15 protein-coding genes and 1 pseudogene are annotated in these 15,401 nt (G+C 69.0%); 8 read left to right on the top strand and 8 right to left on the bottom strand.

Going from position 1 to position 15,401, the window contains the following annotated elements; genetic code table 11:
* The 4 genes from Q8814_RS18630 to Q8814_RS18615 form a co-directional block, all read left to right on the top strand.
* Positions 1–199: hypothetical protein (locus tag Q8814_RS18630; protein WP_330153475.1), on the top strand; the 199-nt coding region annotated here is incomplete at its 5' end.
* Positions 196–1,575 carry a serine/threonine-protein kinase gene (locus Q8814_RS18625; RefSeq protein WP_330153474.1) on the top strand — a complete coding sequence of 460 codons (1,380 nt, stop codon included), beginning with the start codon at positions 196–198 and terminating at the stop codon, positions 1,573–1,575. The genes Q8814_RS18630 and Q8814_RS18625, both read left to right, overlap by 4 nt.
* Before the next feature lie 35 nt (positions 1,576–1,610).
* A complete protein-coding gene (locus tag Q8814_RS18620) occupies positions 1,611–1,967 on the top strand; it encodes a DUF6802 family protein (RefSeq protein WP_330153473.1) in 357 nt (118 codons plus the stop codon).
* Between the two features lie 298 nt (positions 1,968–2,265).
* The gene (locus Q8814_RS18615; protein WP_330153472.1) at positions 2,266–4,098 is read left to right on the top strand and encodes a phosphoenolpyruvate carboxykinase (GTP); all 1,833 of its coding nucleotides are present in this window, start codon (positions 2,266–2,268) and stop codon (positions 4,096–4,098) included.
* Positions 4,099–4,170: 72 nt separating this feature from the next.
* Here Q8814_RS18615 and Q8814_RS18610 read toward each other — a convergent pair whose 3' ends face one another.
* A complete protein-coding gene (locus Q8814_RS18610; RefSeq protein WP_330153471.1) occupies positions 4,171–4,665 on the bottom strand; it encodes a VOC family protein in 495 nt (164 codons plus the stop codon).
* Positions 4,666–4,822: 157 nt separating this feature from the next.
* Here Q8814_RS18610 and cysK point away from each other — a divergent pair, with 157 nt between their 5' ends.
* Both cysK and epsC read left to right on the top strand, forming a co-directional pair.
* Positions 4,823–5,758 carry a cysteine synthase A gene (gene cysK, locus Q8814_RS18605; RefSeq protein WP_330153470.1) on the top strand — a complete coding sequence of 312 codons (936 nt, stop codon included), beginning with the start codon at positions 4,823–4,825 and terminating at the stop codon, positions 5,756–5,758.
* A gap of 7 nt (positions 5,759–5,765) precedes the next feature.
* Complete coding sequence (gene epsC / locus Q8814_RS18600) at positions 5,766–6,344, top strand: serine O-acetyltransferase EpsC (protein WP_330153469.1); 579 nt, start codon at positions 5,766–5,768, stop codon at positions 6,342–6,344.
* Positions 6,345–6,438: 94 nt separating this feature from the next.
* Here epsC and Q8814_RS18595 read toward each other — a convergent pair whose 3' ends face one another.
* From Q8814_RS18595 to Q8814_RS18585, 3 genes are read right to left on the bottom strand one after another with little or no spacing between them, the layout of a single operon-like run.
* Complete coding sequence (locus Q8814_RS18595) at positions 6,439–7,887, bottom strand: aldehyde dehydrogenase (protein WP_330153468.1); 1,449 nt, start codon at positions 7,885–7,887, stop codon at positions 6,439–6,441.
* 27 nt (positions 7,888–7,914) lie between these two features.
* Complete coding sequence (locus Q8814_RS18590) at positions 7,915–9,084, bottom strand: hypothetical protein (protein WP_330153467.1); 1,170 nt, start codon at positions 9,082–9,084, stop codon at positions 7,915–7,917.
* Complete coding sequence (locus Q8814_RS18585) at positions 9,081–10,235, bottom strand: phosphotransferase family protein (protein WP_330153466.1); 1,155 nt, start codon at positions 10,233–10,235, stop codon at positions 9,081–9,083. The genes Q8814_RS18590 and Q8814_RS18585 overlap by 4 nt, the downstream gene beginning before the upstream one ends.
* Positions 10,236–10,395: 160 nt before the next feature.
* Between Q8814_RS18585 and Q8814_RS18580 the strand changes: the two genes are divergently transcribed.
* On the top strand, positions 10,396–10,812 hold the full coding sequence (locus Q8814_RS18580; protein WP_330153465.1) for a hypothetical protein: 417 nt from the start codon (positions 10,396–10,398) through the stop codon (positions 10,810–10,812).
* Between the two features lie 13 nt (positions 10,813–10,825).
* Here the strand turns inward: Q8814_RS18580 and Q8814_RS18575 are convergent, their stop codons facing one another.
* The 3 genes from Q8814_RS18575 to Q8814_RS18565 all read right to left on the bottom strand — a co-directional run bounded on the left by Q8814_RS18575 (position 10,826) and on the right by Q8814_RS18565 (position 13,001).
* Positions 10,826–11,254, bottom strand: a complete 429-nt coding sequence (locus Q8814_RS18575) for a CBS domain-containing protein (RefSeq protein ID WP_330153464.1) — start codon at positions 11,252–11,254, stop codon at positions 10,826–10,828.
* A gap of 82 nt (positions 11,255–11,336) precedes the next feature.
* Positions 11,337–12,227, bottom strand: coding sequence for an ROK family protein (locus Q8814_RS18570; RefSeq protein WP_330153463.1), 891 nt, complete (start codon positions 12,225–12,227; stop codon positions 11,337–11,339).
* A gap of 18 nt (positions 12,228–12,245) precedes the next feature.
* Positions 12,246–13,001 (bottom strand): class I SAM-dependent methyltransferase, encoded by a 756-nt coding sequence (locus Q8814_RS18565; RefSeq protein WP_330153477.1) that lies wholly within the window; start codon positions 12,999–13,001, stop codon positions 12,246–12,248.
* A gap of 195 nt (positions 13,002–13,196) precedes the next feature.
* Here Q8814_RS18565 and Q8814_RS18560 point away from each other — a divergent pair, with 195 nt between their 5' ends.
* The gene (locus Q8814_RS18560) at positions 13,197–14,399 is read left to right on the top strand and encodes a glycosyltransferase family 4 protein (RefSeq protein ID WP_330153476.1); all 1,203 of its coding nucleotides are present in this window, start codon (positions 13,197–13,199) and stop codon (positions 14,397–14,399) included.
* Here the strand turns inward: Q8814_RS18560 and Q8814_RS18555 are convergent.
* Positions 14,337–15,401: pseudogene (locus Q8814_RS18555) on the bottom strand (hypothetical protein); the annotation flags it as partial. The gene Q8814_RS18560 and the pseudogene Q8814_RS18555 overlap by 63 nt on opposite strands.

Raw genomic sequence — 15,401 nt, 5'->3', positions numbered from 1 at the left:
GGTCGCTCTCGCGGCAGAGCTGCTCGTGCCGGTGTTCGCCGCCGACGACCCCGGATGGCCCGATGCCGTCGCCGAACGATTGAGCGGTGCGCATCTCCACCGCGACCGGGAGCTCGCGCGCCTGGCCGCCGGAACCGCCGCGTGTCCCGCGGCCCGCGACGCGATCGAGGCAGTCCTCGACGCGGTGGCCGCGCAATGACCGGTGCCGACGACGTCCTGCGCCGCTGGAATCCGCACGGATGGATGCGGCTTCACGAACCGGCCGGATCCGCGGTGCGGGTCGCGGGAGTGACGGGCTCCGGACGCGGCAGGCTGATCGAGCAGCTCGGCGCCCTCGGCGGAATCGAGTGCGGGTACGACGGCCCGGCCGCGGTGGTCCTCATGGTGTTCGACGCCTCTGCGGTGATCGGCCGCACCGAGCTGGGCGTCCTCGACGAAGCCGACCGCGATGCGGCCGAGGTGGTGTGCGCCCTGACCGGGACGGACCGGTACCCCGATTGGCGGACCGTGCGCGACCGGGACGTCGAGTTGCTGCACCGGCACGCGCCCTGGCTCGGCCGGGTCATCGTGCTGCCGGTCTCGGCGGAGGCCGCGGCGCGGGCCCGCACGCTCGGCGGTGACACCGGGAGGGTGCTGCTCCTCGAATCCGGGATCGTCGAGTTGCGCGATGTCCTGGCGACGGTGGTCACCGGCGCGCACGGCCCGGCGTTCCGGGCAGCGGTCGTCACCCGGACCCGCCGCATGATCACCGACGAGATCGCCGCGTTGCGCGCCGAGGACACCACCGAGCCGCTGCGTGCGGAACGAGCCCGGCTGGCCGCAAGGCCCGTCGTCCGCGACACCGGTGCTCCGCGCCGGGACGTCCAGCGGGTCCGCGCCGAGCTGCTGCAGAGCGTCGCCGCCGGGGTGCGCGCGGCGTCCGGGGCGATCCGGGATGTGCTCGACGACGGCACCTCCGACGCACGGGAGGTGGCCTCGGTGCTCGATGGGCACGTGCGGGAGCTGCGCGGCCGGGTCACCGCGCAGGCCGCCGCCCTGCTGGGCATCACGGTGACCGGTCCCCCGGAGCCGGTTCCGCTGCGTGAGCCACCACGCCCTGCCCGTTCGCTCGAAGACCGTCTCGCGATCGTGCTGGGCGCGTCGGCCGGGATGGGGCTCGGACGTCTGCTGACGGCGCCCTTCGCCGAGGTCGGCGTCGTGGAGGCGGTGTCGGTGCCTGTCACGATCGCATGCGGCATTGCGGTCGGGTGGTGGCTGATGCGGTTGCGCCGCCGGCTCGCCCAGCGCGATCGGATGCATCGCTGGGTTTCCGAGGAGCTCGCCGAAGTGCGCGCCGACCTGGAGGGATGGGTGCGCACCCAGGTGTTCGACGCGGAAGCGCGTCTGGGTTCGACGTCCGCCGCGGTGGACGAGACGCGCATGGCGGAACTGCGGGAGCGTGTCGCGGAGATCGATTCCCGGATCCGGCAGCGGCTCGGTGAACGCAATGCCCGTCTCGCGGCGTGTGAACGTGATCTTGCGGCGCTGGAGCCGTCGGGGGAACCGTCCGGGCGGGTCTCACGTCCAACGGGATAGGCGCAGGACACCGGACGACTACGGGCGGGGGACAGATGGCCGAGGCATTTCTCGGTACGGACCGGATGTGTGAACCGGAGGGGATGGACGCGGCTTTCGATCCGGTGTCCGCCGCGGCGTGGGCCGACGGTACGGACCCCACCGCGGATCTCGACGGCGACGGCGTGCGCGAGACCGTCGTGTTCGACACCGAGGTGCCGGCCGCCCCGGACATCGGCGGGCCGGACATCGGGGCCCTGGTCGTGGCGACGGACACCGACCTGGACGGATACACCGACCGCATGTCGGTCGTCGCGGACGACGGGGAATACGGTGTGTGGGAGTTCCGCCGCGACGGTGACGGAACGCCGCAGTGGACCCGAATCGACGAAGGTACGCTGGGGATGACATAAATCATGGCGAAACGCCGAAGTGACGCGTATCGCCTGTACAAGGGGGGTAGGTGAGAGTATTCTCCGCGATTCTGAATCGTTTCTGTGACATTTCCGACCGGGGCCGAGTGTTCCCGTGACGACGTCCAGCGTTAACCTCTATGAATAGGACTTCCGGCGCCCGCGTCTTCCGTTCGGCCACGGACGAAGCGGGTGGTACCCCTGCCGAGAGGGGAAAGCCCGGGTCTGCCGCTGTGCCTGTGTTCGTGTGCAGGCCGGGGGAGGGATCCGGTTCCGGGCACACCCCAGGAGAAGTTTGATGACCTCAGCGACCATTCCCGGTTTGAACGGTACCGACGACAAGCTCCCCACTCAGCATGCCGAGCTGCTTGCGTGGGTTCAAGAGATTGCCGAGCTCACCCAGCCCGATCGCGTCGTGTGGGCCGACGGATCCGATGAGGAATGGGACCGTCTGACCGCTCAGTTGGTGGAGGCCGGAACCTTCACCCGTCTGAACGACGAGAAGAAGCCGAATTCCTTCCTCGCGAGCTCCGATCCCTCCGATGTCGCGCGTGTCGAGTCGCGCACCTACATCTGCACGGAGAAGGAAATCGACGCGGGCCCCACCAACAACTGGATGGATCCGTCCGAGATGCGGGCCACGATGACCGAGCTGTACCGCGGTTGCATGCGCGGTCGCACGCTGTTCGTCGTGCCGTTCTGCATGGGTCCCCTCGGCGCCGACGACCCGAAGCTGGGAGTCGAGATCACCGACTCCGAGTACGTGGTCGTCTCCATGCGCATCATGACCCGCATGGGTGCCGCCGCCCTCGAGAAGATGGGCACCGACCGCCCGTTCGTCAAGGCGCTGCACTCCGTGGGTGCGCCCCTCGAGGCCGGACAGCAGGATGTGCCGTGGCCGTGCAACGACACCAAGTACATCACCCACTTCCCCGAGACCCGTGAGATCTGGAGCTACGGCTCCGGCTACGGCGGCAACGCCCTGCTCGGCAAGAAGTGCTACTCGCTGCGCATCGCGTCGGCAATGGCCCACGACGAGGGCTGGCTGGCCGAGCACATGCTCATCCTCAAGCTGATCTCGCCCGAGGAGAAGGCCTACTACATTGCCGCGGCGTTCCCGTCGGCATGCGGCAAGACCAACCTCGCGATGATCCAGCCGACCATTCCGGGCTGGCGCGCCGAGACCCTCGGCGACGACATCGCCTGGATGCGCTTCGGTGAGGACGGCCGCCTGTACGCCGTGAACCCGGAGTTCGGGTTCTTCGGTGTCGCGCCCGGCACCAGCGCCGATTCCAACCCGAACGCGATGGCGACCATCGAGGCCGGCAACACCATCTACACCAACGTCGCCAAGACCGACGACGGCGACGTGTGGTGGGAGGGCATCGGCGGCGAGACCCCCGCGCATCTGACCGACTGGCTCGGCAACGACTGGACCCCCGAGTCCGACAACAAGGCCGCGCACCCGAACTCGCGCTACTGCACCCCGATGTCGCAGTGCCCGATCCTGGCTCCCGAGTGGGACGACCCGCAGGGCGTGCCGATCTCGGCCATCCTGTTCGGTGGCCGTCGCAAGACGACGGTTCCGCTCGTCAGCGAGTCCTTCGACTGGCAGCACGGCACCTTCCTCGGCGCGACCCTGTCGTCGGAGCAGACCGCCGCTGCCGAGGGCAAGGTCGGTACCGTCCGCCGCGACCCGATGGCGATGCTGCCGTTCATCGGTTACAGCGCCGGCGACTACCTCAACCACTGGATCAACCTCGGCAAGAACGCCGACCAGAACCAGCTGCCGAAGATCTTCTACGTCAACTGGTTCCGTCGTGGTGAAGACGGCCGATTCCTGTGGCCCGGGTTCGGCGAGAACTCCCGCGTGCTCAAGTGGATCGTCGATCGCATCGAGCACAAGGCCGGCGCGCAGTCCACGCCGATCGGTTTCGTCCCGACCGCCGACGACCTGACCCTCGAGGGACTCGACGTCGACCGCGCGGACGTCGACGAGGCGCTGGCCGTCGACCCGGAGGAGTGGAAGCAGGAGCTGCCGCTCATCGAGGAGTGGTTCGAGTTCCTCGGCGAGAAGGTTCCGTCGGGCATCCGCGACGAGTTCGAGGCTCTGAAGCAGCGCCTGGGCTGAGACTGCCCCAGGATTCACAGCGATACCGCCTCCCGGTTCCATGGGGAGGCGGTATCGCCGTATTCGGGCACCTCAGTATTCGGACACAGCCCGAGCGTTCTGCGTGGCAACCCACTCGTCGAGCCGGCGCTTCGCATCTGCCGGAGAAACGTCTTCGACCCGCGTCATGATCGCCCATCGGTGCCCGAACGGGTCGAGGAGCGACGCGAACCGGTCGCCGGTCACGAACGTCGACGGCTCCTCGAACGCGCGGGCGCCGAGTGCGATCGCGCGTGTGAAGGTGGCGTCGACATCGGCGCAGTACAGGACGTACGAGTGGTTGACGTCGGTCGTGCCGTCGGGCGCGTGCAGTCCCATCGTGGGATGCGGGTCGCTCAGCTGCACGCGTCCGTTGCCGAAGTCGAGTTCGGCGTGCGCCACGGACCCGTCGGGACCGTCCGTCCGGTCGACGAGAGTCGCGCCGAATGCGTCGCGGTAGAAGTCGATGGCCTGGGCTCCGCCGTCGACCACGAGGAACGGGGTCACCGTGGTGTAGCCGTCCGGAATCGGATTCACGGAATTCGTCATGGTGGCCAGTGTTGAACCTAGCGGCCGTGCCTGTATTGAACGAACCCGACAGGACCGTGCTTCCGGCTCCCCCCGTGAGCCGGATCTCGGCACTAGTGATGCAATAGGTGCATCGAAACCAGAGCCGGTCGTTCTGCGGCCGGGAGGAGGATCCGCTATGAGCGCGATTTACAACAATGTCACCGAGTTGGTGGGCCGCACCCCGCTCGTCAAGCTCAACCGGCTGACCGAGGGCGCCGGCGCCACCGTCGCCGCGAAGCTCGAGTTCTACAACCCGGCCAACAGTGTCAAGGACCGCATCGGCGTGGCGATCATCGATGCCGCGGAGAAGTCCGGTGAGCTGAAGCCCGGCGGCACGATCGTCGAGGGCACGTCGGGCAACACCGGTATCGCGCTCGCGATGGTCGGCGCTGCGCGCGGCTACAAGGTCATCCTCACGATGCCCGAGACGATGTCGACCGAGCGTCGCGTCATGCTCCGCGCCTACGGTGCCGAAATCGTGCTCACCCCCGGAGCCGCGGGCATGAAGGGCGCGGTCGACAAGGCCGAAGAGATCGTGGCGAAGACCGAGAACGCGGTGCTCGCGCGCCAATTCGGTAATCCCGCGAACCCGGAGATCCACGAGCGCACCACCGGCGAAGAAGTCTGGAACGACACCGCCGGCGAGATCGACATCTTCGTCGCCGGCATCGGCACGGGCGGCACCATCACCGGTGTCGGCCGGAATCTCAAGGCCCGCAAGCCCGGCGTGCAGATCGTCGGCGTCGAGCCCGCAGATTCTCCGATCCTCACCGGTGGTGCCCCCGGCCCGCACAAGATTCAGGGTCTCGGCGCGAACTTCGTGCCCGAGGTGCTCGACCGCGAGATCTACGACGAGATCATCGACGTCAAGCTCGACGACGCGATCGACGTCGCGCGTCGTCTCGGCACCGACGAGGGAATCCTCGGTGGCATTTCGGCCGGTGCGAATGTGTGGGCCGCACTCGAAATCGCGAAGCGTGAAGAGAACGCCGGCAAGCTGATCGTCGTGGTGGTGCCGGACTTCGGCGAGCGCTACATCTCCACCCCGCTGTTCGAGCACATCCGGGACTGACTTCGTGGTGAGTTTCCTGCGTACTGTCCGAGAGGATCTACAGGCTGCGCGCGGACACGACCCTGCCGCGCGCAGCGACGTGGAGAACGCGATCGTGTATTCCGGGCTGCATGCGATCTGGGCGCACCGCGTCGCGCACCGGATGTGGGCGGTGCCCGCGCTGCGCGGACCCGCGCGGATTCTGTCGCAGTTCACGCGATTCCTTACCGGCATCGAGATCCATCCGGGCGCGACCATCGGCCGCCGCTTCTTCATCGATCACGGCATGGGTGTCGTGATCGGTGAGACGGCGGAGGTCGGCGACGACGTCATGCTCTATCACGGAGTGACGCTCGGCGGCCGGTCGCTCGCGAAGGAGAAGCGGCACCCGACGCTCGGAAACCGGGTCACGGTCGGTGCCGGCGCGAAGATCCTCGGACCGGTGGTCGTCGGTGACGACAGCGCCGTCGGCGCGAACGCGGTCGTCACCCGTGATGTTCCGCCCGATTCGATCGCGACGGGAATCCCCGCGACCATCCGGTTGCGGAAACAGCACGAGCCGCTCGTGGATCCGACGAGTTATATCGATCCTGCGATGTACATCTGATCGTCGTTCCGCGGGAATGCGTCCCGCGTCGACACTCGAAGGTCACATTCGGCCGGTCCGACCGGACGAATGTGACCTTCGTGTTCTGCGGTTGTCAGTCCTGGTAGCCGGGCGGGTAGAGCACCGACTTGGTTTCGCAGAAGGCCTCGAGCCCCTCGGGACCGTTCTCGCGCCCGATGCCCGAATTCTTGTAACCGCCGAACGGTGAGCCCGGATCGAAGGCGTACCAGTTGATTCCGTACGTGCCGGTGCGGACCCGCGACGCAACGTCGAGACCCTTCTCGACGTCGGTGGTATACACCGACCCGGCGAGTCCGTAATCGGAGTCGTTGGCGATCTTCACCGCCTCGTCGACGCTGTCGTACGGCAGCACGCACAGCACGGGGCCGAAGATCTCCTCCCGGGCGATGGTCATGGAGTTGTCGACGTCGGCGAACACGGTGGGTTCGACGAAATAGCCCTTGTCCAGTCCTTCGGGCCGGCCACCGCCGAGCACCAGGCGGGCGCCTTCCTCCTTGCCCTTGGCGATGTACCCTTCGACCCGTTCGCGTTGCTTCGCCGAAACCAGCGGGCCGAGTTGGGCATTCGCGTCCGACGGGGGGCCGACGGGGAAGAAGGCCGCGGTCGCGACGATCTTCTCGACCACCTCGTCGTACCGCGACCGTGGTGCCAGGATGCGGGTCTGGCCGACACACGCCTGGCCGGTGTTCATCAGTCCCGACATCACGAGCATCGCGATCGTCGAGTCGAGGTCGGCGTCCTCGAGGACGATGGCCGCGGACTTGCCGCCGAGTTCGAGTGAGCAGCGCTTGAGGTTGCGCGCGGCGATCTCGCCGATGTGCTTGCCGACGGCGGTGGAACCGGTGAAGGTGATCTTGTCGATATCCGGGTGCGACACAAGGTATTCGCCGGTCTCGGCGCCGCCGGGCACCACCGACAGCACGCCCTCGGGCAGACCCGCCTCGGCGAAGATCTCCGCGATGACGTTGACGGCGAGCGGTGTTTCGGGCGCGGGCTTGAGGACGACGGTGCAGCCCGCGAGCAGTGCCGGGCCGAGTTTGTTGGCGCACAGGAACAGCGGCACGTTCCAGGCGATGACCGCACCGACGACACCGACCGGTTCGCGGCTGACCCGGGTGCGCCCGAACGAGCCGCTGCGCTCGTCCGTCCACTTGAACGAATCAGCCAGTCCGGCATAGAAATTCAGTGTCGCGAGGGAGGGTGTCATCTGCATCATCTGGACCGATGCGGCGGGCTGCCCCATCTCGGCCGATACCACCGCGGCGATGTCCTCGGCGCGTTCCTCGAGCAGCTTCGCGGCTTTGGCGAGTACCTGGGCGCGGTCGGCGGGGGACGTGCGCGACCACGGTCCGTCGTCGAATGCGCTGCGCGCGGCCGCGACCGCGGCGTCGATGTCCTGCGGTCCCGCGACAGGCACCCACCCGACGCGTTCTTCCGTGGCGGGGGAGAACACCTCGAGTCTCTCGTCGGTGGACGGTGCCACCCATCGGCCGCCGATGAACAACTTGTCGTAGTCGGTCATGTTCTCGCTTCCTCACCAATTGCCGGGTTACTCATTTTTCGATGTTGCCGAGACGGTGTCTGCCGTGTCCGGTGCCGTGTGGGTGTCGACGAATCCGGTAAAGCCGTACTGCCGGTGCGGGCCGATCACCGCGACCTCGAACAGGCCGGTGCCCACGGTGTCCGTCCCGGCGACACGGAATCGCGTGAGATGGTCGGTGGGGCAGAACAGCAGCAGGCCGGGATCGATCTCGCGGGCGTCGCGGCGCAGCGACTGCACGACGAGCTCGCCCTGCCACATGCCGTGTCGCCAGTCGGGTTCGAGGCCGTATCCGGTGCCGATCGCCAGCAGGTTCGGTACCCGCAGTTCGCATTCGACGGTGAGAGTGTCGCGTCCGGGCCGGTGGAAGGTCAGGGCGGCGCCGGTGACGGTGCGGGTGCCCGGGGCGAACTGCAGCCGGTGTTCGGGCCGCCCCAGCCATTCGGGTGCTTCGCCGGGGCGGATCCGGATCGCTTCTTCCAGCAGGCGCCGTCCGGTGTCGTCCTCTTGGACGATGACGACGACCGTGTCGTTGCCGAACTGCATCACCGAATAGATCCAGAAGAATCCGGGTGTGCCGTCGGCGCTTCTGCGTCCGGCGGGTTCGGGTTCGCCGACGGGGCGTACGCCCCACGAGCGGTCGCGGTTCCCACGCCAGGTCGCGGGATCCACCCGCCGGGTGTGCCCGTCGACGGTCAGCGTCCCCGACCAGTGTCCGGTCTGCACGAAGCGCGACGTGTCCATGACGATGCGCTCGAGCTGACGCAGCCGCTGCGGACTCTCCTCGGTTGCGGGAATGTCGCCGTCGAAGGTGAGATCGAAGGACAGGTCGGTGGTGTCGGGATGGCCGGGTTCGAGGACGACGCGCAGTCGCTGCAGTCCCTCGAGGATCTCGATGCGCAGTGGGCCGATCCGCGTGTCGGTGCGGTCCGTGCCGAGGGCTTTGGACGCACGGACCACGAGGTGGTCGTCTCCGTGGCGCAGCACCGCAAATCCGTCGGTGACACCGAGATTGGGGTACTGGCCCAGACCGACGACGAGGAACAGGTCGGTGGTGTCGGCCGGATAGCAGTTGAAATAGTAGCGGTCGTAGAAGTTGCGGTCGGAGGTCGCGACCCGCCGGATGGGCTCGGCGGTCTGGTGCACCGGGTAGTCGTCGAGCGGTGAAAGAGACGTCATCGCAGCGCCTCCCAGTAGGTACCGGCGAGCATTGCTTCGAGACTTGCACGGTGCAGGATCATCTCGTCGACGTCATCGGGCTGTTCGGCCTGCCCGAAGTGCACGGCACGAGTGGTGATGCGCAGCATGATGATCGCGTGCTGGAGCGCGGCATAACAGGTGTAGAAGTCGAGGTGCTGCGGAGTGTGGCCGGTGCGTGCGGTGTAGGCGCGGGCGATGTCGTCGCGGCGCAGGAAATCCGGGAGCCCCGGGAGGCCGGCGGCGGTGGCGATATCTTCGAAGAACCTGTGCAGGAAGGTCATCCACGCAAGGTCCATCTCGCGGGCGCCCACCGTGGCGAGTTCCCAGTCGAGTACCGCGACGGGCCGGAAGTCGTCGAAGACGATGTTGCCGATGCGAGCGTCGCCCCAGCACAGCACCGCGGGGGTGCGGTCGTCGGGTACGTGCTCGTCGAGCCATGTGAAGGCTCGCTCGATCAGCGGCGAGCGCGGGCCGGTGCGGGTGGTCCACTCGTAATAGGCGCGTTGCCCGTCGAGATGTGCGCGCACGGCCTCCTGCGCGGTGCGGGTTGCGCCGGCCGTCGTGGCGCCGACTCCGGTGGGCGCCGCACCGAGACAGGCGGGACCGACGGTGTGGATCCGGGCGATGACGTCGACGACCGCGTCCTGCATCGTGGCGCGTTGCGCGGGTTCGGCCTCGGTGACCCAGGAGCCGAAGTTGTAGGGCATGACATCTGGTGGTACACGGCCGTCGACGCGGGTCATCACGAAGAACGGTGCTCCCAGTGGACCGGGGTCGGGCTCGGACCAGTGCACGTGGGGCACCGGAAGATCGGTGTGCGCGGCGACCGCGCGCATCACCCGGGCCTGGGCGCCGAGGTCGTAGCGGGGGAAGACGGGCACCGATGTCTCGGGCGGCGCGACCCGTGCCACCAAGGCGTGGGCGCGACCGTCCCAGGTGGCGTCGAAGAGCAGGGTTTCGCTGGACATGCCGGTGCCGTCGGGGATGCGTACGTCGTCGACGGTGGGGTCGGTGACGTGCCGGGCGAGCCAGCGTTGCAGGTCGGCGCGTAGCCGGGCCGGATCCCGGCGGGAGTCGTGGGGTCGTGCGACCTCTCCGTGGTGGGCGGAGTCGTCCGGGTCGATTCTCACCCCGCCTCCTTACGTGCAGCCGGTCGAGTGTGACGCCAAAAGACTAGAACACGTTCCAGGTTTTCGGAAGGGTTCGCCGGGATCGGTGGCGCGGGACGGTCTCGATGCCCACACTGGAGTCGGCGACCGTTTTCGAGAGCCGACCGTCAGGAGATCTGCCATGGCCAACAACAATCCGTTCGGGTTCGACCCCGAGGATTTCGACCGGGTCGTGCGTGACGCCGGTGAAGAACTGCGCGAGATCAAGGATCGGATCTTCTCGTTCCTCGAACAACCGCTCGCTCCGCCGCGTCCCCACACCGCGCCGACACCCGGCACCACGGGAGAAGCGGGCGACGGCGTGTGGGCGGTCTACACCCTCGACGACGACGGTGTCGCGCGGATCGACCAGGTGCACGCCACCGAGGTCGACGCGCTGCGCACACTCAAGGGCAACACCGATCCGGGAAGGTCGGTGCGGTTCCTCCCGTACGGAATGAGCGTGAGCGTGCTCGACCGGCCCACCCCGGGCACGGCCGGACCCGCACCGGACAACGGCGATCCGGACACTCCCGACCCGGAGACCACCACGGACTAGGCGGTCCGGGAGCTCAGCCCTGGTGGATGTACGACTCGAGCTGATCGCGTTCGTCCTGGAGTTCGTCGATCCGGCTCTTGACCACGTCGCCGATACTCACGATGCCCACCAGGCGTCCGTCGACGACGACCGGAAGATGCCGGATCCGGCGTTCGGTCATGGTCGCGGCGAGACTGTCGACGGTGTCGGTGGGCAGGCACGTCGCCACCTCGGTCGTCATCAGGTCGCTCGCCGTCGCGACGAGCACCGACGGCCCGCGCTCGTGGAGCTGTCGCACCACGTCGCGTTCGGTGATGATGCCGACCAGCCGATCGTCCTCGCAGACGACCATCGCACCGATGTTGTGGCGGGCGAAATCGCCGATCAGCTCGCTGATCGTGGTGTCCGGTGGCACCGTCTGCACCGTCGAACCCTTGTTCCGCAAAACTTCAGCAATCCGCATCGGATACCGCCGATCAGTCCGCCGGGGCACGCTGGTCAGGCCAGGGTATTGCAGTGGCCCGGACCGCACCGGGTTTGGTTACCTACTCGTGACTTGCCGCGAGCTGCGCGGCACCTGTCAGTGTGCCCAGTGCATCCAGTTCGGCGGGCACGATCCGCAGATCACGCACGAACGACAGCCGTGCGTGCCGTGCCGCCGACACCAGCATCGGCCGCCACAGCCACGCCCCCGACCGGGCGAATCCGCCGCCCACCACGGCAAACGAGACATCTGTCAGGGCAGCCGCGGATGCGATGACCTGACCGAGCGCGGTGCCGGCGCGTTCGAGTGCCGCGGCCGCGACGCCGCTGCCCGCCTCCGCATCGGCCGCCAGCGCGGCACCGTCCGGTCCGTCCCATCCGTGCTTGCGCGCCCACCGCACCGCGGCCGGCCCGCTCGCGACGGTTTCGAGGCATCCGGCGCCTCCGCACGCGCAGACCTCGGTGCCGTACGCCGACACCATGTGCCCGATATGGCCGGCGTTACCCGTGCGCCCCCGCACGATCCGGCCGCCGAGCACCAGTCCGCCGCCGACCCCGGTGCCGACCACGACGCCCAGCAGGTCCTCCACCGATCGTCCCGCCCCGAACCGCTGCTCGGCCAGCGCGGCCGCGGCGCCGTCCATCGCCAGCTCGACCCGCGCCCCCGGAAAGAGGTTGCGGACGGCGTCGGCCAGGGCGAACCCCGACGCCCACTCGGCGATGTTGATGGGAGCGACCGTGCCCGCGCGCGCGTCGACCGGCCCCGCCGACGCGATCCCCACCGCGGTCACCGATTCGCTGCCCGCCACCTCACGCAGCAGCGCGGCGCACGCGTCCCACACACCCACTGCGGGCACGGGCACCGAGACCGGATCGAGCGGGGTTCCGTCGTCGTCGGCGACGATTGCCGCGGCGAACTTGGTGCCGCCGACGTCGAGGGCCAGAGCGGTCATGACGCCGACACTAGGGGATCATCGCCGCCGCAGCACCAGCACCAGATTGCTGACGAGGAACTCGCGTACTGCCGGCACCTTGACGAGCCACCAGGCCCACCGCGGGTGATAGCGGGGGAACGCCGCGAGCAGTTCCCCGTCGTCCGTGGATCGCGCCCATGCGAGACCGTCGGTGCAGCCCACCTCGAACAGCGACACCCCGTACCGGTTCTTCGGATCCTTCCCGTGCTTGCGGGCGTACCGACGGGCCGCGAACTCCCCGCCGAACGCGTGCCACGGACCGGTTTCGTGTCCACCGAACGGACCCCACCACAGCGTGTACGACAACACGACCAGTCCGCCCGGCCGGGTGACCCGCAGCATCTCGTCGGCCATCACCCACGGCGTCGCGACGTGCTCGGCGACATTCGAGGAGAAACACACGTCCACCGAACCGGTCCGCAGCGGCAGTGCAAGACCGGACCCGCGGATCGCGCCTCCGACCTGCAGACCCGCCGCATGCATCTCCGACGGATCGGGTTCGATCGGCACGTACCGCGCGCCGCCCTCGGCGAAGGCATCCGCGAAGTAACCCGGCCCGCCACCGACGTCGACGACGGTGGTGCCGCTCAGATCCGCGCCGGTCAGACCGGTGTACAGGTCGCCGATCAGCTCGACCGTGTCGCGCGCGAGGCCGCCGTAGAACTTCTCCGGTGCACTCTGCTCGAACCGGAAACTGCCGAGGAGATCGACGGAGCGACGCAGGGTCGCGCGGCGCGCGAAGAGCCGGGTCACACGGGTGGCGGTGGTTGCGGTCGCGGAAGGCACGTCGGACCACCTTAGTGCGCCGCGCGGGCCGCCGGTTGCTGCGCTGCGGGTGTACCTGTCACTGACCGGTCGGCACCCGTTACTGTGTCCCTGATACAAACCGTGTCCTGGAACATGCTCGGCTGTTCGGGACGACTGCGCAACCACATGGGGGGTCACCGCGTGCGGGAGGTTCTGCTGCTCTGCTGGCGCGACAGCGGGCACCCGCAGGGAGGCGGCAGCGAGCGCTATCTCGAGCAGGTCGGTGCCCAGCTCGCCGCGCGTGGCATCAAGGTCACTCTGCGTACCGCGTCGTATCCCGGTGTTTCGGCGCGCGATCGCATCGACGGCATCGAGGTCACCCGCGGCGGCGGCCGGCTCACCGTCTACCCGCGGGCGCTCGCCGCGATCGCGGCCGGACGACTCGGACTCGGCCCGTTGAAAGGCATCCGACCCGACGCGGTCATCGACACCCAGAACGGGATCCCGTTCTTCGCGCGACTGGTCGCGGGCGCGCCGGTCACCGTGCTCGTGCATCACTGTCACCGCGAGCAGTGGCCGGTCGCCGGCCGGGTGATGGCGAAGCTCGGATGGTGGATCGAGTCGACTCTGTCGCCGCGCGTGCACCGCCGCAACCAGTACCTGACGGTGTCGCTGCCCTCGGCCGAGGAACTGGGCACCCTCGGTGTGGACCACGAGCGCATCGCGGTGGTCCGCAACGGCGCCGACGCGATCCCCGGCGATGTCGAGCCCGGCGGCGACCACACCCGCACCCCGCACCCGACCGTGTGCGTGCTCTCCCGGTTGGTGCCGCACAAGCAGATCGAGGACGCGCTCGGCGCGGTCGCGGCGCTCCGCACGCGGATACCGGACCTGCACCTGGACGTCATCGGTGGCGGCTGGTGGGAACAGAACCTGCGGAATGCCGCAGCCGAGCTGGGTATCGGCGGCGCGGTCACGTTCCACGGCCACGTCCCCGAACGCCGCAAGCACGAACTGCTGTCCCGTTCGTGGCTGCACGTGATGCCGTCCCGCAAGGAAGGGTGGGGTCTGGCCGTGGTCGAGGCGGCCCTGCACGGGGTGCCCACCATCGGTTACCGCAGTTCGAAGGGACTGACCGATTCGATCATCGACGGCGTGACCGGGCTGCTGGTGGATTCGCCGGCCGGCCTGACCGACGCGGTCGCCGATCTGCTCGACGACGCCGATCGCCGCCGCCAGCTCGGCGGGAAGGCCCGGATCCGGGCGGGGGAGTTCTCATGGTCGGCGACCGGGGACGGGGTGCTCGACGTCCTCACCGCGACCACCGCCGGCCGGTGTGTGTCAGGCCTGTACCCGCGGGCCGCGGAACCGCAGCGCGAGCCCGCCGGCCGCGCCGCCGGCTAGCAGCAGCAACCACAACAGGTGCGCAGCGATCGCCGGCGCGCGGTGCGGCGACGGTGTTCCCGTCACGCCCTCCACCCGGTACAGGCTCACGTCGCCGTCGCGGTACACGGGGTCGAGAGCGTCGAGGGTGCGCTGCGCGTCGCCCACGGACCTGCCGGCGCCGTGTTCGACGAGCACCCATCCGACACCGCGGGCCGCAAGCTCGGACGGGTCCGCGCCGGCCGTGAGCAGTCGTTCGACGTCGGATGCGCGCGAACCCTCTCCGGCGACGGTGCCGCCGGCCACGACGAGGGTGCCCGACTGCAGCACGTCGGCGCGCAGCATCCGCGGAGCGGGATCGAGCACGACGGCCGGGCCCGCGAAATCGAAGCGACGGAACATCCCCTCCGGCAGCACCGCGACGCCCCCGTCGCGCGCGGTGACGGCATCGGCGACCTGCTGCCAGCCGTCGGGGTACTGCACGGGCCGGATCTTGCCGCCGACGCCCCACGCGAGATCGGGCAGTGACAGCAGCACCAGTGCCACCACCGCCGTCGCGCACAGTGACGACGACCCCGAACGGAGGCCTGGACCGGAGAATCGGCGCGGCAGCGCAGCGACGCCCGCTGCCGCGGCCACCGCGTACAGCGGCATCGCCCACGCCACCCACTTCTGCGTGTCGCGCAGCAGACCCGTGCCGGGAACGTGCACCATCGACCACTCGCCGAGGCGCAGCCCCGGGGTCGTCGCAGCCAAGGTGGGTCCGAGCACCGCAACCGCGGCGAGCGCCGCGAGCACGACGAGTACCGGGTTGCGCCGGCGCCGCCACAGCGCGGGCAACCCGCACGCGACGACGAGGAGCAGCACCGCCGTGCCGATGAGGGCCCACGGTGTGGTGCGTGACGCGGGCACGGCCTCGCCGTTCCAGATGCCCGCCAGGCCCGCAACGGATCCGAGCGTGCCCAGCAGCGGCTCGGCGCGCCCCGCGAAGGCCGGGCCCCCGGCCGGATCGGCACCGGTGCC

The organism is Rhodococcus chondri, assembly GCF_036327435.1.
Lineage (GTDB): Bacteria > Actinomycetota > Actinomycetes > Mycobacteriales > Mycobacteriaceae > Rhodococcus > Rhodococcus chondri.
This window is presented reverse-complemented; position numbering and strand designations above follow the sequence as displayed.